We start from the raw sequence: 23,904 nt of genomic DNA on the forward strand, positions 1-23,904 counted from the left end.
TTTTGTAGTTAAATTTTTAGTTGAGTAAATTGATGAGCTTATCTCCAAAGCAAGAACAATTGTTTAAACAAGCCAGCAAACATATTCCAGGTGGGGTGAATTCACCGGTACGTGCTTTTAATGGGGTGGGTGGCACGCCTGTATTTATCGAAAAAGCCAAAGGTGCGTATTTATACGATGTCGACGGTAAGCGTTATGTCGATTATGTGGGTTCATGGGGACCAATGATTTTAGGGCATGCGCATCCAGCCATCATTAAAGCAGTTCAAGATGCTGCTGTGGACGGTTTGAGTTTTGGTGCGCCCACTGTTCATGAAACCACTTTGGCAGATATTATTTGTGAAATTATGCCGTCGATTGAATTGGTTCGTATGACCAATTCGGGGACTGAAGCAACCATGACCGCCATTCGTCTAGCACGTGGTTATACCGGTCGTGACAAGATTGTAAAATTTGAAGGTTGTTACCACGGTCATTCAGACTCGCTGTTGGTTAAAGCAGGTTCGGGTATGTTGACCAATGGTGAAGGTGAAGCGACGTCTGCGGGTGTGCCTGCTGATTTTGCTAAACATACGCTCACACTTCCATACAATGATATTGCGACACTGAAAGAATGCTTTGCTAAATTTGGTCATGAAATTGCTGGGGTCATTGTTGAACCTGTAGCGGGTAACATGAACTTGGTTATCCCAATTGATGGTTTCTTACAAGCAATTCGTGATGTATGTGATGAACATGGTTCAGTGTTTATTATTGATGAAGTAATGACGGGTTTCCGTGTCGGTCTAGGTGGTGCTCAGGCACATTATGGCGTAACACCTGACTTGACGACTTTAGGTAAAATTATTGGTGCAGGCTTACCCGTCGGTGCATTCGGTGGTAAACGTGAAGTGATGGAATGCATTGCACCACTGGGTAAAGTTTATCAAGCGGGGACATTGTCGGGTAATCCATTGGCGATGCGTGCCGGTATTGAAATGTTTAAACATTTACGTGCCGAAGGTTTCTATGAAAACTTAACTGCACAATTAGCAAAATTACTGGCGGGTTTACAAGTTGCTGCGGATCAAGCAGGGATTCCATTCAAGACTCAACAAGTGGGTGGGATGTTTGGTTTGTACTTTACCAATCAGACAGACATTACCAGCTTTGATTCAATGCTGAAATGTGATGTTGATGCCTTCCGTAAATTCTTCCACGGTATGTTAAAACGTGGGGTAAACCTTGCACCATCCGCATTTGAAGCTGGATTTATTTCGATTGCACATTCTGATGAAGATATTGAATTTACTCTACAGGCAGCACGTGAAACTTTTGCTGAAATGAAATCGGTTTAAGTAAATAGTTTTCAGCTCAATTGATTGATCATAAAGCTCGTGGTTGAAGGACTACGGGCTTTTTATTTTTATAGGACTTATTAGGAGTAAACGTGAAAACCAAACATTATTTAATGCTAGAAGATGCTGAGTTGCTATTAAATTACGCCCATCAATATGCAATACAACATGCATTTAATGTCAGCATTGCGATTGTGGATGAAACAGGTACTTTATTGGCAATGAAGCGTATGGATGGTGCTTCACCCATGACAGCAAACTTATGTTTAGAAAAAGCCAAATGCTCAGCCATTAGCCGTCGTCCATCAAAATTATTTGAAGATCTTATTAAAAATGGTCAGATGGGTTTTCTAACGATGGATAGTTTTTCTGGCATGTTGGAGGGTGGAGAGCCGATTTTATATGCAGGGCAATTGGTCGGTGCTGTTGGTGTGTCAGGAGTTAAATCCTTTCAGGATGCAGAAATTGCGCAACATGCAATTCAGGCTTTTTTGGCAAATATGCCTGAATAAGGGATATATTGAGAATCGACACAATCAGGGTGTAGAGATTAACTGTAAAGATTTCTTGGCACTTCTTCTTATGCGGGGGCAGATTTTGACTAGGGTATTTAGACCCCCAATTCTATTTTTCAACCAATTGAAATAATTTTGAGTCAAAATCGGAAAAACCGTCGTCAATTCTAGTATTGAGCATTGTAATTCTGTGGCAAGCTTTCTATTATTGCTGGCTTGTTTTCGCGATCAGCTTGGAATTGAACATTGAGTAATTTTCTAACCGAACACCTGATACATCGTGATGAAGATTTTATGGTGATCCATAAACCTGCGGGTGTACTCACCGTTCCCGGCAAAACTGAAGATTTACAAGATTGCGTGATCAATAGATTATTAAAAATAGAACCTAAAACCTTATTGATTCACCGTTTAGATCGTGATACTTCGGGTATCTTGGTTTTTGGTTTGACCAAATGGGGACAAAAAACCATTTCCCGTCAGTTCCAAGAACGTCAAACAGCAAAAACATATCAAGCCGTTGTGGCTGGACATTTGGTCGGTGAAGGTACTGTTGACGTGCCTGTGGTTTACGACCCTGAACATCCGCCATTACATATTGCCGATATTCATCATAACAAGCCTGCATTAACGCATTGGCAAGTCATTGAACATTTTGAAATTCAAGGGCAGGCGGTCACGCGTGTCAAACTTACCCCGATTACAGGTCGTTCACATCAGCTTCGCGTACATATGCAGTATCTGGGTCATCCGATTGTGGGGGACACTTTATATGCGACACGGGAACAGCAACAGTTGATTCCACGTCTATGCTTACATGCTGAACACTTGGGTTTTTACCATCCTCAAACAGAGGAACTTGTGGAGTTTTATTATCCTGTTCCTTTTTAAGATAAAAACTTTTTAATCGTCATCGAATTTGCTCACTTTTTAGTGGGCTTTATGTCAAAATATATTGCTTAAAGACCTATTTTCTTGCTCAAATACTAATCAGGTTTTGAGTTTAAAATTAGTGTCCTCATTTTTAGATAAAGGTGGAAAAATTGCATCAGTTTGCTATTGGTCAGCGTTGGTTATCAGATACAGAAACAGAGCTTGGTTTAGGGGTTCTTATTGATGTAGATGAACGATCGGTTAGCATTTTATTCCCGAAAAGTGATGAAACACGTGTGTACGCACGTAATAATGCACCTTTATCGCGTATTGTTTTTAACATTAAAGATGAATTACAAGATCAAGAAGGCACCAAGTGGCTGGTTGAATCTTTTGAAGATCGTCATGGTGTGGTTCGTTATAACGTGGTGCGTACTTTAGAAGATGGGACTGAAGAGCGTAAATCATTAAACGAAACACGTATTGGTGCGCATATTCAGCTGTCTAAGCCACTTGATCGTTTGCTTGCCAGTCAAATTGATTATAAAGAATGGTATGACCTTCGTATTGAAGCTTTGCTTATGCAAGCCAATATGAAAGCCAGCCCATTACGTGGCATGGTCGGTGCGCGTGTCGGTCTAATTCCACATCAGTTGTATATTGCTCATGAAGTCGGGCAGCGTTTTGCACCTCGTGTTTTACTTGCCGACGAAGTAGGTTTGGGTAAAACCATTGAAGCAGGCTTGATTATTCATCAGCAACTTAAAACAGGTCGTTCAGAACGTATCCTGATTTTAGTGCCAGATTCACTGCAATATCAGTGGATGATTGAAATGCGCCGTCGTTTTAATCTACAGTTCTCTTTATTTGATTTAACCCGTACAGCATCGATTAAAGAACATGATCCAGATTTAAATCCATTCTTGACTGAGCAATGTATCATTGCCAGTGTGGACTTGATGGTCGATCATGATGATTTACGTGAACAAGCACTAGAAGCTGGTTTCGACTTGCTTGTGGTCGATGAAGCACATCATTTGATGTGGAGTGAAGAAGAAGGTGGTAATGACCGTTATGACCTTGTTGAAGAACTGGCTGAGAAAACACCGGGTGTTTTACTGCTGACAGCGACACCTGAACAATTGGGTGTAGAAAGCCATTTCGCGCGTTTACGTTTACTTGATCCACAGCGTTTTAGTTCACTTGATCGTTTCTTAGATGAAGAAGTGCAATATCACCACACTGCAAAAATTGCAGAAGTGTTGATGTCAGATATGCTTTTAGAACAAGGCCATTTATCTGCGATTGAAGGCTTGCTTGGGCATAGCATTCAGGATGAGCCAGAACAACGTTTCCGTGCCATTCACGAATTATTAGACCGTCATGGTACAGGTCGTATTTTATTCCGTAATACCCGTGAAGCGATTCAAGGTTTCCCAGGTCGTGACTGTCAACCAGCTGCATTACCTGCACCAGCACACTGGTCTAAAGATGGTAAATTACGTGAACAAATGTGGCCTGAAGAAGCACAGCTTGATGGTGCTTGGATGGAACACGATCCACGTGTTATGTGGTTGATGGAAATGCTCCGCACAGGGCTGAAACACAAAAAAGTATTGCTGATTGCACGTACTGGACCTGTGGTTGAAGCTTTGGAAAATGTACTGCGTTTACATGCCGGTATTCGTACGGCTATGTTCCATGAAGGTATGAGCTTACTTGAGCGTGACCAAGCAGCTGCATATTTTGCGGAAGATTCTTACGGTGCACAAATTTTACTCTGTTCGGAAATTGGTTCTGAAGGACGTAACTTCCAGTTTGCTTCTGACCTGATTTTATTTGATTTACCGGCGAACCCAGACGTTTTAGAACAACGTATTGGCCGTTTAGACCGTATTGGTCAAGAAAACCGTATTCAAATTCATGTGCCATATTTAGTAGGTACAGCGCAAGAGCGTATGTTCCGTTGGTACAACGAAGGTTTAAATATTTTTAGTAATATTTCACCTACGGCTCAAACGTTGCAAGAAAACTTCATTATTAAATTAAAAGATTGTTTATTGGCTGATTTGGGTCAACAGTTTGAAGATTTACTTGAAGAAGTCTGTGTGCAGCGCGAAGCTTTGGAAGCTGAATTGCAGGAAGGTCGAGACCGTTTGTTAGAATACAACTCTTGTCGTCCGATTGTGGCGCAAGAAATTGTGAAAGCGCTCGAAGATTATGATGACAACACCACGTTGCCAATGTTTATGAAGCGCTTTATGGCATCGACCAATATTGACTTTGATGAACAAAGTAACGGTACGGTGATCATTAAACCAACTGATCAAATGCAGGTTCAAGGTTTAACGCTTGATGAAGAAGGCATGACAGCCACTTTCTATCGTGACCAAGCACAAGCCCGTGAAGATGCGCAGTATTTAACGCTGGAACATCCATTCACAGAAAGTGTAATGGAAATGATTAATACACAAGGCTTTGGTAGTACCAATGTTGCTGTGTTGAAATCTGCGGCATTACCGCAAGGTTCGGTGTTATTGGAAGTGTGGTTTAAAGTTGATGTGGTTGCGCCGAAAGCCTTGAACTTACCATCAAGCCTACCGCAACAACTGATTCGTGTTCTCTTGAGTGAAAAAGGTCAGGATTTATCGAATAAGATTGCTCCCGATATTTTGAAACCTTATTTACATCATTTGGACAGTAATAGCTGCCGTCAGGTAGTGAAAGCGCGCCGTGATGTGATTGAACAACGTTATGTACAAGCTTTGGATATTGCGAAAGCGGCATTGCCAAGCTTTAAACAACAAGCTAAAGAAGTGTATGGTAATAAATGGCAATATGAAATTGACCGTTTAACTTATCTTAAGCAATTTAATCCAAGTATTCGTGAAGATGAAATTGCACGTTTACAGAAATTGCAAAAAGAAGGTATTGGCTTGCTCGATGGTTTATCTGTCACACCTGAAGCGATTCAAGTACTTGTGGTGGTAAAACCTTAAGTTTTAAATGAAAGAAAAGCACCTTCGGGTGCTTTTTTATTGTCTTATATTTTGTACCAAATATAGGCCTATCTGGCGTTTAGAATTCAGCTCATGTTAAAATAGGGTATAAATTTTAAAAACATATAAGAACAATTATGGCTAAATCTTTAGTGATCATGGGGTCTTCAACGACACATGGCGGCATCGTATCTGAATGTGAAAACACATTTATTATCAATGGTATTGCAGTACATTTGCATGGAATGAAGCATTTTTGTCCCAAATGCCAAGTTGTGGTGTCATCTATTGCAGCAGATCAGTCAACACTGGTAAAAGGGCGAGGCGTTGTGCTGGCTGGAGATAAAACCACCTGTGGAGCAACTTTTCTAGCAAATCAGACTTTAGTGGTTTCACAAAAATAATCGTTCTATTAAGTATGCTGTATTGAGAGCAAAGTTGACTTTGAAGTCAGCCTATTGGTGATTTATCGATTTAATCTGCGTATATTTTTACGTAAGCTAGCAATACGGTTAATCACTTTATCAAAAGAAGAGCACAGTCAAATGGCTGATGAATTATTTATGAAAACAGAAATTCATTTTACTCATGCCAATGGAATTCCTGCACAAAGTTATCAAAAGTTCTTTACTTATTTTCAGGATGAATTTGATTTAAAGTCCATTCCAATGATTGGGATGAATCCACAGTACCCGATTACCCATGATTGGCGTTATTTAGTCGATCAAATTATTGATGATGTTGAACAACAATTTCAGGGCAGAAAAGTGGTTGGTCTTGGGCATTCTTTTGGTTCATTATTAACACTCATGAGCGCTTATAAGCGTCCTGACTTATTTTCACAATTGGTGATTATGGATCCACCTTTTGTGATTGGTTCTAAATCTGCCATGTTTGAGATTGCACAAAAATTAAAACTCAAAGCCATTGATCAATTTACACCAGCGGGAATTACCTTGAAACGCACAGATCATTGGAAAGATCATGCGCATGCATATACCTCAATGCGGCATAATCAATTATTCCGACATTTTGATGAAACCTGTTTTCAAGATTTTCTAAACCATGGCCTGCAAGAAGATGCTGAGCGCGGTGGTTTAACTTTGGCTGTACCGAAGCTCGTTGAAGCTGAAATTTTTCGAACTGTACCTGCGTGGTGGTGGCGTACACCAAGAAAAGCACCTGTTGTACCTGTCCATTTAATTAGTGCAAACAAGAGTCCATTTTATAAACAAGGTTTTCCACAAGGCATACAAAAGACTTATCAGATTAATTATAGTTTGCTGCAAGGTGGACATATGTTTCCATTAGAACAGCCTGAAAAGACAGCCGAATTGGTTAAACACATTATTGCTCAACAAAAAAAGTAATGAAAAATGATTCTAAAGGAGTAGAGGGGATACTCAATAAGTGATAACGCCTCAGTATAAAGTTATTAGTTTATTTTGGCTTCATCCAAATGACGTGCACCTTCTAAAATCATGCGAATCATGATCATGGTTTGTTCTGCTATTTCTTTACGTTCATTGATTGGGATGTCGATGAGTTTAGCACCCATATTAAATACCAATTGCGTAATGGCTTTTGCTACCAAATCAGGGTAGCACAGTTTGCTGTTATTTAAGCGTTCTAACAAAATTAGATCATCTTTCAGTTCTTGCTGAAAATAATTTAACTGGCGTTCAACGGCTAATTTGTATGAGGTAGAACCAGTATAGGCTTCACGAAGTAATAAACTTAAATTACCTTCATCTGCATCCAATTGTTCAATAAAAACCTCAACAGAACTACGAATGATACTGTTTTGTTTCGAGGCTTTTAAACGTGCTTCAAGTAAAATTTGGCGTAATACATTGCCTGAACGATCAATTAATTCAATTGCAAGCTCATCTATATCTTTGAAATGTCGATAAAAACTATTCGGAGCAATGCCCGCTTCTCGGGCAACTTCACGCAGACTTAAGGATGAAATACTTTTTTGCGGGCCAATTAAATTGAGTGCAGCTTGAAACAGTTCTTCTTTAGTAATCGTTGCTTTTCGACCGACGGTGCGGACAACAATCGGCTCATGCGCAAAATTTTGTGCATCAATTGTGGCAGTAACATTTTTTTTAATTGAAGACTGGTTCATATTTTTCAAGAGATTAGAGACACTCAGACATTATAGCTGTTGCTTGGTCACATGGGAAATGAATAGAAACAATACAAGTGTATATACAAATATATATACATGTGTATAATAATATAAATTCAATCGCGTGGTATCTGACTATGCATGTTTTAGAAAAAACCAAATCTCCCCTAGGTTCACTTGCTGAAATTGTTATTGATCAGCATGCAGCTAATTTTTGGTTGCAAAAATTTAACTCCCTTTGGTCTCTCAATCAGGCATTGGGCAAAATTGTTCAAAAAGAAAATTCTGCTCAAAACATGGTGAGTTTAACCATTCAGTTCAATCGTCATTTCGATGTAGGGCAAGCTGGACAGCATCATCCGATCTTTGTGAGTGTTAATGGTACTCGCTATGAACGTAGCTACAGTTTGACTCAACTGGATGCACAACATGTGCTATTAACCGTTAAAAAAGTTGATCAGGGTAAAGTTAGTTCTTGGTTAGCTGAGCAGTCTAAAGTCGGTGATATCCTTGAATTCGGGCGGCCTTATGGCGATATGCTGTTACCTGTACAAGCTCAAGCAATGGTATTGCTGGCTGCGGGTAGTGGTATTACGCCAATGTTTAGTTTACTCAAAGCATTATCCAAGACCAATCGGATGGCTCAAGCACCGATAAAATTATTGTATTGGGTGAGAGAATATGCCGATGTTGCTTTTAAAGCACATTTTGAGAAGCTCGCTGAACAATATCCTAATTTTACATTTCAAGTTTTTTATACCCAAGAAGAGGATGCTGGTGAGCGTTTAAATGTAGCGCATACCGCATTAATTTCAAATATCGAAAATAACGTGGTCTATGCTTGTGGTCCATCTGGATTTGTAGCGCAGGCTGAACAGTTATTTGCACATGCTCAAAGTTTTAAAAGTGAAGCTTTTAGTATGACACCGATAGAGAGTTCTGATATTGGCTTTGTAAATGTAACTTTGCTGAAATCTAAAAAAGTCATTGCTATTCCAAAAGGTCAGTCCATTTTAACCAGTTTAGAACAGCAAAATATCAAACCCACCCATGGTTGCCGTATGGGTATCTGTAATAAATGTGTCTGCAATAAAGTTGAAGGTTCAACCAAAAATATGGTGAATGGCAGTCAAAATGCAGAACCCGGTAATGTATTGAAAATATGTGTCAACTCAGCTCAGTCTGACCTTGTTATTGATTTATAAGTGAGTCCAATATTATGAATATGCCGATTAAAATGCAATATTTTAAAAATCCTAAAAATGGCGAGCTTACTCAATCTCAATTAGATGCTTTAGCACGTGAGCTGGATGCAATTAAACAAGAAGTCTTAGATGATATTGGCGAGAAAGACGCTCAATATATTCGCCGTGTTTATTCAACTGTGCGTTATTCATCAATCGCGGGTCGTGCCTGTTTATTTGCAGGTTGGTTTCCGCCAGCATGGCTTTTAGGTACGGCTTTACTTGGTTTTTCTAAAATTATGGAAAACATGGAGTTGGGTCATAATGTTATGCATGGTCAATATGACTGGATGAATGATCCAAAATTCCATGGTTCAACTTATGAGTGGGATATTGTGGGTACAGCGGATAATTGGCGTCAAACCCATAACTATAAACATCATACTTATACCAACATTAAAGGTATGGATGACGACATTGGTTATGGATTATTACGTCTTTTCCCTGAACAGCGTTGGAAACCCGGCTTTCTTTTACAACCTATTTATGCCATTCCATTTTGTTTGCTATTCCAGTGGGGAGTTGCAATTCAAAACCTTGAAATTGGCAAAGTGTGGTTTGGTCGTAAGACGAAACAGGAACTGAAAGAAGAGTGGAAACCTTTACAGACTAAAATCACCAAGCAACTGTTTAAAGATTATGTGTTTTTCCCCTTAATTGCAGGTCCAGCGGCTTTGCCTGTATTAGCGGGTAACTTCGTTGCAAATGGTATTCGTAATATTTGGACATTTAGTATTATTTTCTGTGGTCACTTCACTAAAGACGTTGAAGTGTTTCCAAAAACAGTACTGGAAAATGAAAGTCGCGGTCATTGGTATATGCGTCAGATTCGTGGTTCATCGAACTTAACCGGTTCAGAAGCCTTCCATATTTTGACAGGGCATTTAAGTCATCAAATCGAACATCATTTATACCCTGATATTCCAGCACGTCGCTATCGTAAAATGGCACCGAAGGTACAGGCTGTATGTGAAAAGTATGGCTTGAATTACAATAATGCCAGTCTATTGAAACAGTATGGTAGTGTGATTAAGCGTATAGCAAAATATGCATTTCCATTTAAAAAATAAATGAAACATTGCACCAAGAAACCACTTTAAATGAAGTGGTTTTTTTAATGGTGAATATGCGCTTTAAGTGTTTTAACTAAATGTGCATAATTGCCTTTTTTTGCTTTATCCAATACATGTGTGATTTCTTGCTGACTCCAATTTTGGTTTTTAGCCTGATGGAAAAATAAGGACAGCAACACAAATGGATTTTCGCCAAAACGAATATATATACCTTTGACCTGTTTGGGGGGATTAAATAAATTCATTATACATTTACCCTTATTTATTGTTTGTTATGCGCTATATTTATTATTTATGTAGATACTATCACAGTATTTTTTTTCAAGAAAACATTAGTTTAATTTAAATTTTTGTTCAATTTTGATAGTTCTATTTATTGTTTAGATCGAAAAAGGAATCTACGGAATGTTTTGCGCTTAAATGGCAATTTGAATACTGTTTGGTAATGGCGGCAGTGTTTTATTGACACCGATCATATAGGCATGATGTGCAAGAGCCAGCATTTCTTTATCTTCACGACTGTTGCCATAAGCATAAATCACTGCATAATCGCCTAAAGAATAATTTTCTAAAATACGTTGTCTTTTCTGTTCTGAACTACAATCTGGCGTTGTGTATTGTCCCGTATATAAATTATTGATTTTTTCAGTCTGCGTACAAATTAAATCAATATTTAATAAGCGACAGACCGGTTCAAGATATATATCTACCGATGCTGAAACCAGTACAACATCATGACCTAAAGCTTGATGTTGCTTCAGTTGTTTCAGTAACGCAGGATTCAGTTGAGTCATTAAGCTGGTTGCATATTCTAAAGCAACTTGTTGTAACTCTAGCACATCTGCATGCGTAAACATTGCGTTAAATAATTTAGAACGCATCGCATGTGCAGGGTAGGCATTTAAATAGTAGGCTTGGATCCACGGTAGGATTTTAATCCCTTGTTTGACGATATGCCGTTTAGAGAGAGCATAGAATATAAACCCCGTGAAACTATCTTTTGTACACAGGGTTCCATCAAAATCGAAGAGCGCTAAATTTTTATTCTTTTTGCTCGTTGCATACATGATTGGTATCTTCCATTTACGCGTGTTGCAAACCAGTTGGTATTATAGTCACGGCTAAGTTTAGGACCAGAAATAACGACCTCAGGCATGATAGCATAGATAGGTTCTTTACCTGTTTTCTCTTTGTAGAGCTTGGCTACTGCACGGTATGTTGCTGTATCTTCAAAACTTTTAGATTTTTCTTTCTTTAAGTCCGTACGGATTTGACGTGGTGTGACCAAGATGTTATTGGCTGCGAAAACACTGATCAATTCACGTTCAGATTGGCTGCTGACAGAGCGGATTGAACCATCTTTGTTGTAAAGTAACAGGTCTCCATCTAAGTCTAACTCAGCAACTGTAAGATCATTGAGCATACTTTGGAATGCTGCATTACGGCTTGAATACATACCTGAATTATAGTCTGCAAAACGATAAATCGCTTTATCATAATCCGCCGGGTACATCATTAAACGATGAATACCATAATACAAACCACCATATTGGCTGTATAAGTCCGTGCGTAATTCGGCAATATTGCCACCTTGGCGTTTGTGCTCTTTGGCATAGCCAATATGAACTTGCATTGAACCCAATGTGGTAATTGGATTTAACTTTTCACCAATGTCTTGCCCCACTAATTTTGCTGCACCGGTTAATGCACTGACATGGTAATGCTTGGACATATAAGCAAAAATTTCACGATATAGCTCATCGAGTTCACGTTCAGTTTTGACCCGACGCATTTGACTTAAATAGTTATCTTCAGGACTCGGCTGATTTTTTAAAACTTCTTGAAAATAACCGGCCACTGTTCCGCCCAAACCATCGCCTAATTTATCTTTAAATTTTTCTTCTAAACGGTCTTGGACTTCTTTCACTGCTTTTTCACCTAAACCCGGAACTTGTGGGTCAGCGACAAAGTTAGATTCTTGATCTACCACAGCGACAATACTGCAAATATTTTTTTTAGTTTGAGGAATATCAAGCTGATCGGTGATACTAAAAATATCTTTAGCCCACGAATTACGGTTATTCACACGTGGTGGGATGAGGCGTTTAATTTGATCTTCTTCTAAAGTCGGTTCATTATTTTTTGACCACCAAGAACCATCGCCACATGCCACTAAACTTAGCGACAATGCAAGGATACTCAAGGATTTAAGATGAGATGAAATAAAAAGAGTTTTTTTCATAAGGATGAAAACATGTTCCAAAAGGATGAGCCAATACAGTAGATGCAGTATACTATGTCGGTCGAAAAAGTGATGAATTTATATGTATATTGGTCCATATCAACTGTCAAATAATTTAATTGTTGCGCCGATGGCAGGTGTTACGGATCGTCCATTTCGGACGTTGTGTAAATATTTTGGTGCTGGGCATGCAGTCAGTGAAATGATGACATCTGACCAGACTTTACGCATGAGTAAAAAAAGCTTATATCGTGCTAATTTTGATGGCGAGCTTGCCCCGATATCGGCACAGATTGCAGGTTCAGATCCACTTGATCTTGCTGAAGCAGCACGTTTTCAAGTGGCGAATGGTGCACAAATTGTTGATATCAACATGGGCTGTCCTGCTAAAAAAGTATGTAATAAATTAGCGGGTTCAGCTTTGTTAAAAGATGAAGATTTAGTTGCCCGTATTTTAGATACGGTCGTTGCGGCGGTTGATGTTCCTGTGACTTTAAAAACGCGACTGGGTTATTTAAATGGTCATGAAAATATTATGCGTGTTGCAAAACGTGCAGAACAAGCGGGTATAGCTGCATTGGCATTACATGGTCGTACGCGTGAGGACATGTATTTAAATACGGCACGTTATCGTTTGATCAAAGAAGTCAAACAAATGTTAAGTATTCCTGTGATTGCCAATGGTGATATCGACAGTCCTGAAAAAGCAAAATATGTGCTCGACTACACGGGTGCTGATGCCATTATGATAGGCCGTGCTGCACAAGGTCGCCCTTGGATTTTTCGTGAGATTTCTCACTATTTAGCAACAGGCCAATATTTAGCTGCCCCGAATATTCAAGAAGTTAAGGATGTGCTTTTAGGGCACTTATCGGAACTCTATGAGTTCTATGGTGAATACTCGGGTTGTCGTATTTCACGTAAACATATTGCTTGGTATACCAAAGGTTTACGTTCTAGCAATGAATTCCGTCAAAATATGTATAAAGTAGAAAGTACTGCCGATCAGTACAAAGTGGTTGAAGCTTATTTCGATGATCTTTTAGCACAAGGTGAAATCATGAGTGATGTTCAGGTCGAACAGATCAATTTACTTGAAACAAAATAAACAGTAGCGAGTAAAAAAACCTCTCAATGGAGAGGTTTTTTATCATCTAGAGCATATTAGGTTTGGCTCATTTCTAGTACCAATTGATTGACTAAATCAGCAGCTTCCATTTCACGAATTTGAGCGACATTTGTTCCCGCCCAGAATGCAGCAAAACCAAAGTCTCCTTGGGCTGATGCAGCGGCATTGAGTTGTTTGCCTAAATCATAAGAATAAGGGTAGGTAGCGACATCAGGTCGTTCAGGTCGGTCGATTTGGGTATGCCAATGATTAATTAAGCCCCGTGCAGGACGACCTGAGATACTTTCAGTAATTTGAGTAATGGGGGTATTGAATAACGCTTTTCGATAAGCAGCATTGGCATTTGAACTTTTACATTGTACAAAAGCAGTCCCCAGTTGAACAGCTTCGGCACCTAACTGTATGAGCCGCTGGGCTTGATGTCCATTCATAAGACCACCAGCAGCAATGATAGGTAACTGACAATGTTGTTTTAGCAACTGAACTAAGTCAGAGGTTTTTACCGCGCTGTCAAATGTTTCATTAAAAATGCCCCGATGCCCGCCAGCTTCAATGCCTTGAGCAATAATGATATCAATACCTGCGGCTTCAATTTCAAGTGCTTCAGCTAGATTGGTCGCTGAAACCATGGTCATAATTCCAGCTTTTTTTAATGCTTGAATTTGATGTGGATGTGGAATGCCAAAGTGGAAACTGACCGCTTTAGGTTTTGTTTCTAAAACTAAATTTAAATAATCATCATGATCTAAAAAACTAGGATAGATACATTCTAATTCAGTTGGAGGAACTGCATTATATTTCTCAAATTGAGGAATTAAATATTGAATCCACTGCTTTGCAACGTCATGGTCTAGAGCTGAACTTTGGTGGCAAAAGAAATTGACTTGGAAGGGTTGGTGAGTCAGCGCTTGAGTCTCTAAAATCTGTTGGCGTGCGGCTTCAACAGAACTTGCACCCAAGCCGAGTGAACCTAAACCACCTTGATTAGAGACTTCTGCTGCCAATTGAGGGGTAGAAACACCTGCCATTGGGGCAAGGAAAATAGGATGTTTAATATCGAGTTGTTCTAATAAAGTCATATTTAGCTCCTACGAGTACAGATTACTTTGCCCAAGCACTCAAAATTAAGCAAATAATATTCGTTATTTTTTTACGAAATAAAATGATTATTTTTTTGATTTTCTTGAATAAAGAAATTTGAAAATAACCTTTCATACTGGATCATATAAAAGTTCAATCAATCAGTTTGATAAAATGAAAAATCAATTTGGCTGGATATTTCAGGCATAATATTGTGCTGTATTCGGTGATTATTGGACGATTTATGCTGAAGCCGTTAATTTTAGCGACTTTAATATCAACTTTAGTGCTTTCAGCCTGTTCATCTTCTGAACAAAGTGAAGCACAGATTGATCCTCAAAAGTATCAAGTTCAGGATGTTGCCAGCTTGCAACAGCGCTTTGACTTATTAAATCAAAAATTATCAAAGGATTATCAAGCCTTTAAAAAAACAAATAGTATTGCTTTCTCAGACCAGTCGGTATTTGATAGTCGTCAGCTTAAGACTCTAAATTTACATGCAGTCAGTCGAACGTCTTTAAAACCAGTTAAAACAGCCTATTGCGAAATGATGAATGGTTATTTTGCTGAAATGTATCATTTGGGGCATCAAAATCTGAGTTTGATGGCGCAGCTTCAATTACCTCATGCACAGCATGAAGATTTAGCAAAAAGTTTTGCAAATGCAGATCAATTTTATGATTTTATTTTAAATCGGTATACATCGTACCGTCAGGCACAAGAAATTATGGGCTTTGGCTGTAATTTAAAAGAAGCTTTAACTTAGATTTAAAAAAGCAAAATTCAAAAAAGCCCCTATTTAGGGTAATGCTGATCAGTTAAGGAGTTTTGTAATAAACCCCTTAACTTTTTAGTTCTTCACAACGGAGTCTTATATCTTTAAATCAAATACTTGGAGCTCATCTATTACTTTGGATAAGCCCAAATGAGAAGCAAAGCTTCGCAAGAAAGGCATCTTGCGGCGCAGTGCGCCTCACCGCAAAACTCGTCAAATCCCTTTTATTGATTAATAAATCGCAGAAACTGTACTTTTTCAAAGTAGTCTTGCCTCAAACAGTTGCGGATGACGTTTCCGCGTATCGAATAACATTATGAATTTAAAATAAAAAAGCCAGTCAATTTCTTAACTGACTGGCATTACCTATTTAAGGGGCTTTACTCATACATTATGAGCGTGCTCAGCGTTTTGCTTGTAGTCAATTTTCTATTGGTTATCGCCTTATAGTTCTGATTTAAACTCCATAGAAAATATGTGGGCATGGGTTAAATGCAAGCCTAAAGAAGGGTTGGTAGATTCTATTGATTTATTATTTCAAATGTTTTTTTATGTTGCTATAAAGAATTAGATGGCTTGATTATATATTTAAGTATGAAAATTATGGTATGGAAAGTGATAGTCATTATCATTATTTTTTATTTAATGGTGGATATTAATAACAAATTAAAATTATTATTTATTTTTTGATTAATTTGGTTTTAGTCTTTGAAAAACAATATTTTTTTAATAATATTGTTTGTATTTTATTTTATTGTTAAGGAAATTTTAAGGTTGTAGTTCTATTTTTTCTTATTATATTTTTTTGTGAGATGATAATGACTACATTCATCTTTAAACATGCTTCATCTAATAAGATTAACTATTCAGACTTTAATTTAGATCACTTCAAATATAAAAAAGAACGATTTAATAAAAGTACTTTAAATAAAAACTGTGTGGAAGAATTACTTAAAGTTTGGTGTAAAAAGTCTCTTATTGGTTTGGATGTTACGATTTTAGACCGCAATCAAACATTAGAACGAGTGAGCGTTGAAAATTTTATCAGTGATAAATATAAAGAAATCCATAATGCTTCACTCTCTGAGTTTTTTTCAACATTGTTTGTAGGTTATACCGAAAACAGCATGCAAGTGGCGATTGGGCTGGAAAACTTAAATGGAAAAGACGCTTTTCTTGAACAATATTTAGAAACACCTGTGCAGCTGAGCCTAGAGAAAATTATTCAGCGCAAAGTTTCAAGGGACAAACTGGTTGAAATTGGCAATTTGGCTTCTCTCAGTATGGAAAATGCAAAATTGATGGTGGCCTTTTTGGTGTTCCATTTAAGCCGGCAAAAAATTGAATGGGCTGTGTGTACCGGCACAGTTGCTGTTCGCTATGTTCTACAACAGATGGGGCTGCATTTTCATGTCATCGATAAAGCCAACCCAAATGCACTAGGGGCTGCCCAGAAGCAATGGGGAAATTACTATCAGCAAAAGCCGTTCGTGCTGGCGATAAATGTGGCCGATGCGCTGGCTGTAACTGAAGAAATATACAATTCCAATTTCTAAATATTAATGAAACTGGCGAAAAGACCAGTTTCAAACTTGGATTTCTGAAGATGATGAAAACATTATTTGATTCAATTGCTTATTATGCAAAGCATAGCCCAGAGCGGGAAGCAGTGGTGACTGAACATCAAACCATTAGCTATGCTGATTTGCAGGCACAAGTTGACCGATTGGCAGCTGAACTGATACAGCTGAAAAGCCAAAATATTGCGATTTACGGCGGCAACAGCATTGAATGGATTGTGGTGGATTTGGCTGCAAAAAAGGCCAATATCACGGTTGTTCCTATTCCGCTGTTTTTCAGTGAAGAGCAAATCAAACATCTGTTGAGTGATAGCCAAGCCGATACAGTTTTCATGCCTATTGTATTAAGTGATGTTAATCAAAAGCCTGTCACGCTTAAATGGTTGGAAGAACTGAAAGCAAGCAAGGTCATAAAGCATATTTCGGCTGCAACTGCTGTAAGAGGTCAATTTATTCATTTAGTTAATACAAAAGATCAAATTCAACATAGCCGTGTAAGTTTAGCTTCTGTAAAGCCATCGAAAATAACTTATACCTCGGGCAGTACTGGAACGCCTAAGGGCGTATGTCTAGGAGAGGATACGCTTGATTCAATTACAGACTCGCTGAGTAATGCGTTGACATCGCTTCAGTTGGGACGCCATTTATGCCTTATTCCTTTTGCTACGCTGCTTGAAAATATAGCGGGAATATACGTGGCACTGAGCATGGGCAGGTCACTGATCGTCGGAGAGGTCAGTCAATTTGGCTTAATCTCAAATCATGAATTTAAAGTTCAAAATTTTGTCAATGCAGTAAATGAATATCAAATTGAAAGCGTTATTTTACTGCCGCAAATGCTAAAAGCCATTGTGGAATACATTGCAGCGCATAACCCTAAAGGGCTTAGTAGTTTGAAATTTATTGCCGTCGGCGGCGGGAAAGTTTCCCCTGATTTGCTGATGCAGTGTGAAAAGCTTGGGCTTCCAGTTTATGAAGGTTATGGTCTGTCGGAATGCGCTTCTGTGGTCAGCCTGAATTTACCCAACGCACTTAAAATCGGCAGCGTCGGTCGGCCATTACCGCATGTGGAAGTCAAAATAGATCCCAGTGGGGAAGTGCTGGTGAAGGGTAATGCTATGCAGGGCTATCTGAATGAACGTCTTGCAAGCCAGTATATCCATACTGGTGATGCGGGTTTTTTCGATGCGGAGGGTTACTTATTTATTACTGGTCGTATTAAGCAAATTATTGTCAGTAGCTTTGGCCGAAATATTTCACCTGAATGGGTGGAATCCAATAGTGCGAGTGAACCTGAAATTCATCAGATTGCTATTTTTGGTGAGGCACAGCCATATTTATCCGCAGTGATATATGCAAAAGATTCGGTATCAAACCAGATGCTTGATCAAGCAATACAAAAAGCCAATTCGCGCATGCCGGATTATGCTCGCATTCAGCATTGGTGCCGCGCTGAAGAGCCGTTTTCTTTAAAAAATGAGATGCTGACAGATAATGGAAAGTTACGCAGAAATGCCATTCAGCAGCAGTTTAAGGCTGATTTATTGCTGGATTAAGGTGTTGAATAAATTTCAGGAAAATCAAAATTATTTCTGCTTCAAGCGAAAGCTAGGCAATAAGCAGCAACAGTGAGATGGACATATGAATATGAAACAAGCGGTAATGAATGCGGGTGAAAATGAGCTTCTTTTAAAGTCAGCAAGCAAAGAGATTAAAACGGCTTTAATTGAAAATGGCTGGGTTCTGTTGCGGAATGAAAACTATGATGTCCGCAGTTTTAGCCAGTTAATGACATCATTATGCCAAAAGTTAACTTACGATCCAGCACGTGAAAATATTACCCAGCAATCGCAAAAAGTAGATGCAGGAACTCAAGCTGTAGGGCTGCATATTGAAAATGGAACCACGCCTTTGCCGCCGGATATTATTGCCTTTTTCAGTGCATTAAGTGCTTCACAGGGTTCCCAAACTACGGTATGTGATGGCCATTTGGTTTGGTTAAATTTGCCGGATAAATTAAAGGAAAAATTTTCAGCGCCAATGACCATCAGCCGGCATTTGCCCAAAAATATTTGGCAAAAATATGTTGCAGCTGCTTTGAATATCAATACGCCTGAAGAGGTAACTTGGGATGATTTACAGCGCTTTACAGATATGATTCCCGGCCAAAGTATCAGCCGTGCAGAAAATGACGGCATTGAATACCACTTAAAGATGAATATGATTCGGCATGATAATTTAAAGGGCATTCCTGCATTTGCAAATACATTATTAGGGCCGTCTTATAATTATCAAAAACCGCGTTACTCTTTTTCGGATGGTGTGGAAATCAGCCCAGATTTAATTTTAGAACTGGCCGACCTCTGTGAAAAATATACTGCTGAAATTCATTGGCAGGACGGTGATCTGGCCATTATTGACAATAAGCGCTTTATGCATGGCAGGCGTGAAATTCTAGTTCCATTGGAAAATAGAAAACTCTATATCAGCATGGGTTTGGGAATGAATCATAATTTTTAACTTGGCATGTGCATACTGCATAAATATTTTTATATTCAGTGAGAAAAACGATGTCTAATTTAACGGCTGTAATTATTGGGGCAACAGGGGGCATTGGCCAAGCCATTGCAAATACTCTAGCTAAAAAAAGTATTAACCTTGTTTTAGCGGGCAGGAATGAAGACATGCTCAAAGAGATGCAGGCTAATCTTGCAAAGGATTATCCTAGCATCAAGTTAAACTATTTATGTTGCGATCTATCTAAACCGGAAAGTCGTCAGCACTTCATACAAGCACTTACTGTGCTGAATATGCCGATTAATTATTATATTAATAATGCTGGAATAAATGATTTTGCTTTATTTTCAGATCAGCAAGATGGAATGATTGAAAAAATGATGATGATTAATGTGGTTTACCCATTAGAACTCATTCAGAACGTCATCCCATTAATGTCGGCAGTGAATCCCAGTCAAATTATTAATATCGGCTCTACTTTCGGAAGTATTGGCTACCCGGGTTATGTAAGTTACTGCGCAAGTAAATTTGCATTAAGAGGAGCAACAGAAGCTCTTGCACGGGAATATTGTAAAACAGCGGTCAAGTTTAGATATTTTTCTCCCCGTGCCACCAATACGGCAATGAATAGCCCTGCGGTGATTCAGATGAATCAGCAATTGGGGGTGAAAATGGATAGTCCTGAACTTGTTGCAGATGAGTTATATCATTTTCTACAGAGCGATCAGCAATCTTATCAGGTTGGTTACCCCGAGAAGATATTTGTAAAAATAAATCAACTTTTACCACATATAGTTTCTGGTTCTATTGAGAAAAATATATATACAATTCAGCATTATGCAAAATTGTGTAATGAGAAATAATAATATAACTGAATTTAAAAATATCTGTACTGACTCGATTGTAGGCACAGCTCATCTTTTAGGTCGAGTAGATTTAGAAGCTATTTTAGCTTGTATTACTAAAGATCAAGCAAGTGCGGAATATATTAAAATAACCCGAATCCTGTTTAAGCCACTGATTCCATAATTTGAATTGTTGGCTTATTTCGATGGGTTAATTGATATGCACATAACGATGCGTAAATCCCACTTAGAAATCCACGAATACTACGTGCTTTACTCGTCACTAAATTGTATTGTCCTTTCAATAAGCTGAATAACGTTTCTATCTTATTACGTTGTTTTAAGTGATATTCATCTTGTGCACAGAGTTGAACAGTCCGCATGTTCTTTCGATGATACGTAATTAAATCAATACCTTGATCCTTTAACCTGCTTTTTAAATCTTGGCTGATATAGCCACGATCCGCATAAAGCTTTGCTTCTAAGCCTTCAACCAAATGTTCAACCATTTTGATGTCAGCAATATGCCCATTGGATAAAGCAGAACAAGCGATTTCACCAAATTGATTCATCGCAATATGTAATTTACAGCCATAAAACCAACCCATCGAGCTTTTGCCGCGAGATGCAATTCTCACTAACGATTTATGGCGTTGGATGCGTTGATTTTTACAGACGGGTAGAGTCGTTGAGTCAATCCATAAATATTGTTTGTATTGACCTTTCATCAAAGCTACATGTAAAGCTTGTAGTGCCAATTGATGTATATTGATCAGATGAATCATTCGTTGGTAACAGGGTAAGCTTTTAAATAAATGACTTTTATCTTCCTTTAACCATGTGAAGAAGGCTTTGAAATTACTGAAGTGAGAACACTTATACCAAATGGCGATAAAGCTAATTTCTGAGATGGTCAGCTGTGCAGTTCTGATTCTTAAAAAGTGGCGGATTTGTTTGAGAAATTTCCAATAAGTTGCTTCAAATTTAAGAAAGAAATCATCAATTACGCAAAATAATTCGGTAGTATTGAACATCAGGACTAGAGCTTTAGGTTTGGTGTGGTAACTCAACTGATGGCTCTAGTCCTCTTATTTTGCAAGTCAATTTCTTATCCGCGATTCGGGTTAAAATATTATATTTTAGCTCAATAAAGATACAAGCTAAGGCAGTCTAATGATTAGTATTCTGCTTTAGCTTGTTATATTGGGAGCTACTGAATGCTTCGTATTAATAAATATCCATCTCCAATTAGCATTCTTTTCTTAATATTCGGTATGAGGTTTTTTTTGGTGATGACATTCGTCAGGTTATTTGAATACATTATTGAGGGGTTATTTTGTCGCACTAAAAGGTGTCTATAAAATAAGTGGTGATTCTATAAAATAAAAAATATAGTCAAAAAATAAATCGCTATTTATTTTTATTTTAACGTCTAATTAAGTTTGATTGTATTTTATATAAGTATCTAGAACTTAGGGAAAAATCATGAAAAACCGCTATCCCAAACCCATAATAATAATCCATTGGCTTACATTTGTTTTGGTGGCAACTGTATATTTAACTGGTGGGAATCCAACAACCACAGGCTTGCTAGGGCAGATTCATGTCATAGGTGGCATATCAATATTTATTCTATTTTTGATTAGATTGGGTTTTATTTTTATCTATAAAAAAAGTATTCCTCAAAATAAGATACTGAATCAGTATCAAGAAAAACTATTTAAAATTGTTAGATTTACGCTGTATTTAAGTTTATCTATTGTCCCAATCGCTGGTTGGTTTGCGCTATCAAGTTTGACTGATAACTTCAAAGTACTATTTTTAAACTTGCCCCTTTTAAGCAGTGTTAGAGATATTCAATATATTGGTGAATTGCATGAATTTTTAGGTAATGCTTTTATTACAATTGTAGGATTACATGCCAGTGCGGCATTAATACACCATTTTATTTTCAAAGATCATGTATTGAAAAGCATGCTCTTGAACAGAAATAAATGATTCGGATCTATAATTGGAAAAACAGATTATTTTTTAGTTAAGAACAGCATGCTTTATCGATATAAAGTATGCTAAATGTTTTTATAGCGTTCTTCTATACCCATCATTTTCAGTTCTTGTCGTTTATTTTTCAGGATGTTATTTTAACTCGCGTGCTTCTATTTTTAGATCATTTTTTTCAATATTTTATTGTAATTTAAAGGAAATATATCCATCAATAGTCATGGAAGCAGTCCTAGAAATTAATCCTGCAACACAGCGATTTGAAATCCCTTTGTTTTTAAAATGGTTGAATTTTAACTAAAAAAAAGTTTTTGTGATTTATTAACCTATCTATTGCCTAAAGTGTTTTCAATTTTTTCGGATAAAATAGGGATAGTTTTTACTCAGTTTTGTACGCCATAGCGCACAACAATTTAGGGATTTTGCGACTATACCATCTCAAGCTTATTTCTTATTATGAACATATAGAGAACAGGATGTTCCGACAATAACAATAATAGAATCAGCATAAGGAATGTGAGGTACGACAGGAGTTATACCTAAGGCATCAAATACGAAAAACCCCGACAGGATGTCGGGGTTTTTTTATTGCCTCTCGCAAAGTTCGATCATCTATTCAGAAAGGCTTGAGTGGGGGTATTTAATTTCAATCCACTTTATCCAACTTAAAATCGTATTTTTATCAATTTGACTATATTTGTCAGTGGGCGTTATTGATTTTTGATATCAGTACAAATCAATTCGTTTACATCGGATGGATGTTAAACAGTGAACCAATCCATGCAGAGAAGCCCATGGCAATAATTCCCCAAATCGCTACACGTAAACTGCCTTTGAGCATAGATGTACCTGCAAAGTAGCTCGATAAAGCCCCTAGTCCAGCTAAAGATAAAATCCCGACAATCATGACGACTGTTGCAACATATTGATCTGGGCTAATTAAAATAGAGAACATTGGGAAAAGTGCGCCCAGTGAAAAAGCAAGGGCAGATGAACCCGCAGCTTGTAATGGGTTGGCAGTTGTATTTTCATGAATACCTATTTCATCACGTGCATGTGCACCAAGGGCATCATGCGCAGTGAGTTGCACGGCAACCTCATGTGCTAATTCAGGATCTAAACCGCGCATAATATAAATATGGGTTAACTCTTTGAGTTCATGGGTTGGATTTTTATCTAATTCTTTAGCTTCCATATGTAGATCGGCTTCTTCAATATCTACTTGTGATTTTACGGAAATATATTCACCCGCTGCCATGGAACTTGCACCGGAAATGAGACCCGCCACACAAGTGATTAGTAGCATTTGAGTTGATGCTCCGCTTGCTGCCATCCCTATAATTAAACTGGTGACTGAAATAATTCCATCATTCGCCCCGAGCACTGCGGCACGAAGCCAGCCAGTTCTTTGAATATAATGTTTTTCATGATGAGAATATGGCATATAAACATGCTCTTAGAAAAGTTTAGCACTTTAACCATATAAGGAATGGGAGGTAAAAAGCAAGGTTGATCTAAGAAATAAAAAAGCTCCAAATAAGGAGCTTTTTTATTTACAAA

General features: G+C 38.0%; 22 protein-coding genes. 15 read left to right on the top strand and 7 right to left on the bottom strand.

From position 1 onward, the window contains the following. Nucleotides 1–32 precede the first annotated feature (32 nt). The 6 genes from hemL (at nt 33) to F994_RS03455 (ending at nt 7,094) form a co-directional block, all read left to right on the top strand. The gene (gene hemL, locus F994_RS03430; protein WP_004648684.1) at nt 33–1,337 is read left to right on the top strand and encodes a glutamate-1-semialdehyde 2,1-aminomutase; all 1,305 of its coding nucleotides are present in this window, start codon (nt 33–35) and stop codon (nt 1,335–1,337) included. Nucleotides 1,338–1,429: 92 nt separating this feature from the next. After that, nucleotides 1,430–1,849: a GlcG/HbpS family heme-binding protein gene (locus F994_RS03435; protein WP_004648685.1), complete on the top strand. Its 420-nt coding sequence runs from the start codon at nt 1,430–1,432 to the stop codon at nt 1,847–1,849. 249 nt (nt 1,850–2,098) lie between these two features. Further along, entirely contained in the window at nt 2,099–2,743 is a 645-nt protein-coding gene (locus F994_RS03440; protein ID WP_034696506.1) for an RluA family pseudouridine synthase, read from the top strand. A 143-nt stretch (nt 2,744–2,886) separates the two neighbouring features. Continuing rightward, nucleotides 2,887–5,724, top strand: a complete 2,838-nt coding sequence (gene rapA, locus F994_RS03445) for an RNA polymerase-associated protein RapA (protein ID WP_034696508.1) — start codon at nt 2,887–2,889, stop codon at nt 5,722–5,724. 137 nt (nt 5,725–5,861) lie between these two features. After that, the gene (locus tag F994_RS03450; RefSeq protein WP_004648688.1) at nt 5,862–6,128 is read left to right on the top strand and encodes a PAAR domain-containing protein; all 267 of its coding nucleotides are present in this window, start codon (nt 5,862–5,864) and stop codon (nt 6,126–6,128) included. A gap of 159 nt (nt 6,129–6,287) precedes the next feature. Further along, nucleotides 6,288–7,094: an alpha/beta fold hydrolase gene (locus F994_RS03455; protein ID WP_034696646.1), complete on the top strand. Its 807-nt coding sequence runs from the start codon at nt 6,288–6,290 to the stop codon at nt 7,092–7,094. A 65-nt stretch (nt 7,095–7,159) separates the two neighbouring features. On the opposite strand, the gene fabR is transcribed toward F994_RS03455, so the two are convergent. Then, nucleotides 7,160–7,855 carry an HTH-type transcriptional repressor FabR gene (fabR, locus tag F994_RS03460; RefSeq protein WP_004648690.1) on the bottom strand — a complete coding sequence of 232 codons (696 nt, stop codon included), beginning with the start codon at nt 7,853–7,855 and terminating at the stop codon, nt 7,160–7,162. Nucleotides 7,856–7,995: 140 nt separating this feature from the next. Here fabR and F994_RS03465 point away from each other — a divergent pair, with 140 nt between their 5' ends. Next, a complete protein-coding gene (locus tag F994_RS03465; RefSeq protein ID WP_004648692.1) occupies nt 7,996–9,063 on the top strand; it encodes a ferredoxin reductase in 1,068 nt (355 codons plus the stop codon). 14 nt (nt 9,064–9,077) lie between these two features. Further along, the gene (locus tag F994_RS03470) at nt 9,078–10,172 is read left to right on the top strand and encodes a fatty acid desaturase family protein (RefSeq protein WP_004648693.1); all 1,095 of its coding nucleotides are present in this window, start codon (nt 9,078–9,080) and stop codon (nt 10,170–10,172) included. A 44-nt stretch (nt 10,173–10,216) separates the two neighbouring features. Here F994_RS03470 and F994_RS03475 read toward each other — a convergent pair whose 3' ends face one another. The 3 genes from F994_RS03475 to F994_RS03485 form a co-directional block, all read right to left on the bottom strand. After that, nucleotides 10,217–10,420 carry a hypothetical protein gene (locus F994_RS03475; RefSeq protein WP_004648694.1) on the bottom strand — a complete coding sequence of 68 codons (204 nt, stop codon included), beginning with the start codon at nt 10,418–10,420 and terminating at the stop codon, nt 10,217–10,219. A 171-nt stretch (nt 10,421–10,591) separates the two neighbouring features. Beyond that, on the bottom strand, nt 10,592–11,242 hold the full coding sequence (locus F994_RS03480; RefSeq protein ID WP_004648696.1) for an HAD-IB family hydrolase: 651 nt from the start codon (nt 11,240–11,242) through the stop codon (nt 10,592–10,594). Then, nucleotides 11,209–12,417 carry a DUF1615 family protein gene (locus F994_RS03485; RefSeq protein WP_004648697.1) on the bottom strand — a complete coding sequence of 403 codons (1,209 nt, stop codon included), beginning with the start codon at nt 12,415–12,417 and terminating at the stop codon, nt 11,209–11,211. The genes F994_RS03480 and F994_RS03485 overlap by 34 nt, the downstream gene beginning before the upstream one ends. 82 nt (nt 12,418–12,499) lie before the next feature. Between F994_RS03485 and dusB the strand changes: the two genes are divergently transcribed. Next, nucleotides 12,500–13,525 carry a tRNA dihydrouridine synthase DusB gene (gene dusB / locus F994_RS03490; protein WP_004648699.1) on the top strand — a complete coding sequence of 342 codons (1,026 nt, stop codon included), beginning with the start codon at nt 12,500–12,502 and terminating at the stop codon, nt 13,523–13,525. Nucleotides 13,526–13,581: 56 nt separating this feature from the next. Here the strand turns inward: dusB and F994_RS03495 are convergent, their stop codons facing one another. Continuing rightward, nucleotides 13,582–14,625 (bottom strand): NAD(P)H-dependent flavin oxidoreductase, encoded by a 1,044-nt coding sequence (locus tag F994_RS03495; RefSeq protein WP_004648700.1) that lies wholly within the window; start codon nt 14,623–14,625, stop codon nt 13,582–13,584. A gap of 245 nt (nt 14,626–14,870) precedes the next feature. Here F994_RS03495 and F994_RS03500 point away from each other — a divergent pair, with 245 nt between their 5' ends. The 5 genes from F994_RS03500 (at nt 14,871) to F994_RS03520 (ending at nt 20,361) form a co-directional block, all read left to right on the top strand. Next, entirely contained in the window at nt 14,871–15,392 is a 522-nt protein-coding gene (locus F994_RS03500; protein WP_004648701.1) for a putative periplasmic lipoprotein, read from the top strand. A gap of 827 nt (nt 15,393–16,219) precedes the next feature. After that, nucleotides 16,220–16,957, top strand: coding sequence for a thermostable hemolysin (locus F994_RS17085; protein ID WP_004648702.1), 738 nt, complete (start codon nt 16,220–16,222; stop codon nt 16,955–16,957). A 50-nt stretch (nt 16,958–17,007) separates the two neighbouring features. Beyond that, the gene (locus F994_RS03510; protein ID WP_004648703.1) at nt 17,008–18,537 is read left to right on the top strand and encodes an AMP-binding protein; all 1,530 of its coding nucleotides are present in this window, start codon (nt 17,008–17,010) and stop codon (nt 18,535–18,537) included. Between the two features lie 85 nt (nt 18,538–18,622). Next, nucleotides 18,623–19,501, top strand: coding sequence for a TauD/TfdA family dioxygenase (locus F994_RS03515; RefSeq protein ID WP_004648704.1), 879 nt, complete (start codon nt 18,623–18,625; stop codon nt 19,499–19,501). 50 nt (nt 19,502–19,551) lie between these two features. Next, nucleotides 19,552–20,361, top strand: coding sequence for an SDR family oxidoreductase (locus tag F994_RS03520; protein ID WP_004648705.1), 810 nt, complete (start codon nt 19,552–19,554; stop codon nt 20,359–20,361). Between the two features lie 146 nt (nt 20,362–20,507). Here F994_RS03520 and F994_RS03525 read toward each other — a convergent pair whose 3' ends face one another. After that, nucleotides 20,508–21,377, bottom strand: coding sequence for an IS982 family transposase (locus F994_RS03525; RefSeq protein WP_034696510.1), 870 nt, complete (start codon nt 21,375–21,377; stop codon nt 20,508–20,510). 451 nt (nt 21,378–21,828) lie between these two features. Here F994_RS03525 and F994_RS03530 point away from each other — a divergent pair, with 451 nt between their 5' ends. Further along, the gene (locus F994_RS03530; RefSeq protein WP_004648708.1) at nt 21,829–22,341 is read left to right on the top strand and encodes a cytochrome b; all 513 of its coding nucleotides are present in this window, start codon (nt 21,829–21,831) and stop codon (nt 22,339–22,341) included. A gap of 748 nt (nt 22,342–23,089) precedes the next feature. Here F994_RS03530 and F994_RS03535 read toward each other — a convergent pair. Then, a complete protein-coding gene (locus tag F994_RS03535; protein WP_004648709.1) occupies nt 23,090–23,788 on the bottom strand; it encodes a VIT1/CCC1 transporter family protein in 699 nt (232 codons plus the stop codon). Between the last annotated feature and the right edge of the window lie 116 nt (nt 23,789–23,904).

Origin of the sequence: Acinetobacter bohemicus ANC 3994 (assembly GCF_000367925.1) — a bacterium.
Lineage (GTDB): Bacteria > Pseudomonadota > Gammaproteobacteria > Pseudomonadales > Moraxellaceae > Acinetobacter > Acinetobacter bohemicus.

Coding starts and splice junctions, on each gene's coding strand:
- F994_RS03455 (WP_034696646.1), top strand. CDS start 6,288: ATGAAAACAGAAATTCATTTTACTCATGCCAATGGAATTCCTGCACAA.
- F994_RS03480 (WP_004648696.1), bottom strand. CDS start 11,242: ATGTATGCAACGAGCAAAAAGAATAAAAATTTAGCGCTCTTCGATTTT.
- F994_RS03495 (WP_004648700.1), bottom strand. CDS start 14,625: ATGACTTTATTAGAACAACTCGATATTAAACATCCTATTTTCCTTGCC.
- F994_RS03485 (WP_004648697.1), bottom strand. CDS start 12,417: ATGAAAAAAACTCTTTTTATTTCATCTCATCTTAAATCCTTGAGTATC.
- F994_RS03535 (WP_004648709.1), bottom strand. CDS start 23,788: ATGCCATATTCTCATCATGAAAAACATTATATTCAAAGAACTGGCTGG.
- F994_RS03475 (WP_004648694.1), bottom strand. CDS start 10,420: ATGAATTTATTTAATCCCCCCAAACAGGTCAAAGGTATATATATTCGT.
- F994_RS03470 (WP_004648693.1), top strand. CDS start 9,078: ATGAATATGCCGATTAAAATGCAATATTTTAAAAATCCTAAAAATGGC.
- F994_RS03520 (WP_004648705.1), top strand. CDS start 19,552: ATGTCTAATTTAACGGCTGTAATTATTGGGGCAACAGGGGGCATTGGC.
- F994_RS03510 (WP_004648703.1), top strand. CDS start 17,008: ATGATGAAAACATTATTTGATTCAATTGCTTATTATGCAAAGCATAGC.
- F994_RS03500 (WP_004648701.1), top strand. CDS start 14,871: ATGCTGAAGCCGTTAATTTTAGCGACTTTAATATCAACTTTAGTGCTT.
- hemL (WP_004648684.1), top strand. CDS start 33: ATGAGCTTATCTCCAAAGCAAGAACAATTGTTTAAACAAGCCAGCAAA.
- fabR (WP_004648690.1), bottom strand. CDS start 7,855: ATGAACCAGTCTTCAATTAAAAAAAATGTTACTGCCACAATTGATGCA.
- F994_RS03450 (WP_004648688.1), top strand. CDS start 5,862: ATGGCTAAATCTTTAGTGATCATGGGGTCTTCAACGACACATGGCGGC.
- F994_RS03525 (WP_034696510.1), bottom strand. CDS start 21,377: ATGTTCAATACTACCGAATTATTTTGCGTAATTGATGATTTCTTTCTT.
- F994_RS03515 (WP_004648704.1), top strand. CDS start 18,623: ATGAATATGAAACAAGCGGTAATGAATGCGGGTGAAAATGAGCTTCTT.
- F994_RS03465 (WP_004648692.1), top strand. CDS start 7,996: ATGCATGTTTTAGAAAAAACCAAATCTCCCCTAGGTTCACTTGCTGAA.
- dusB (WP_004648699.1), top strand. CDS start 12,500: ATGTATATTGGTCCATATCAACTGTCAAATAATTTAATTGTTGCGCCG.
- F994_RS03530 (WP_004648708.1), top strand. CDS start 21,829: ATGAAAAACCGCTATCCCAAACCCATAATAATAATCCATTGGCTTACA.
- F994_RS17085 (WP_004648702.1), top strand. CDS start 16,220: ATGACTACATTCATCTTTAAACATGCTTCATCTAATAAGATTAACTAT.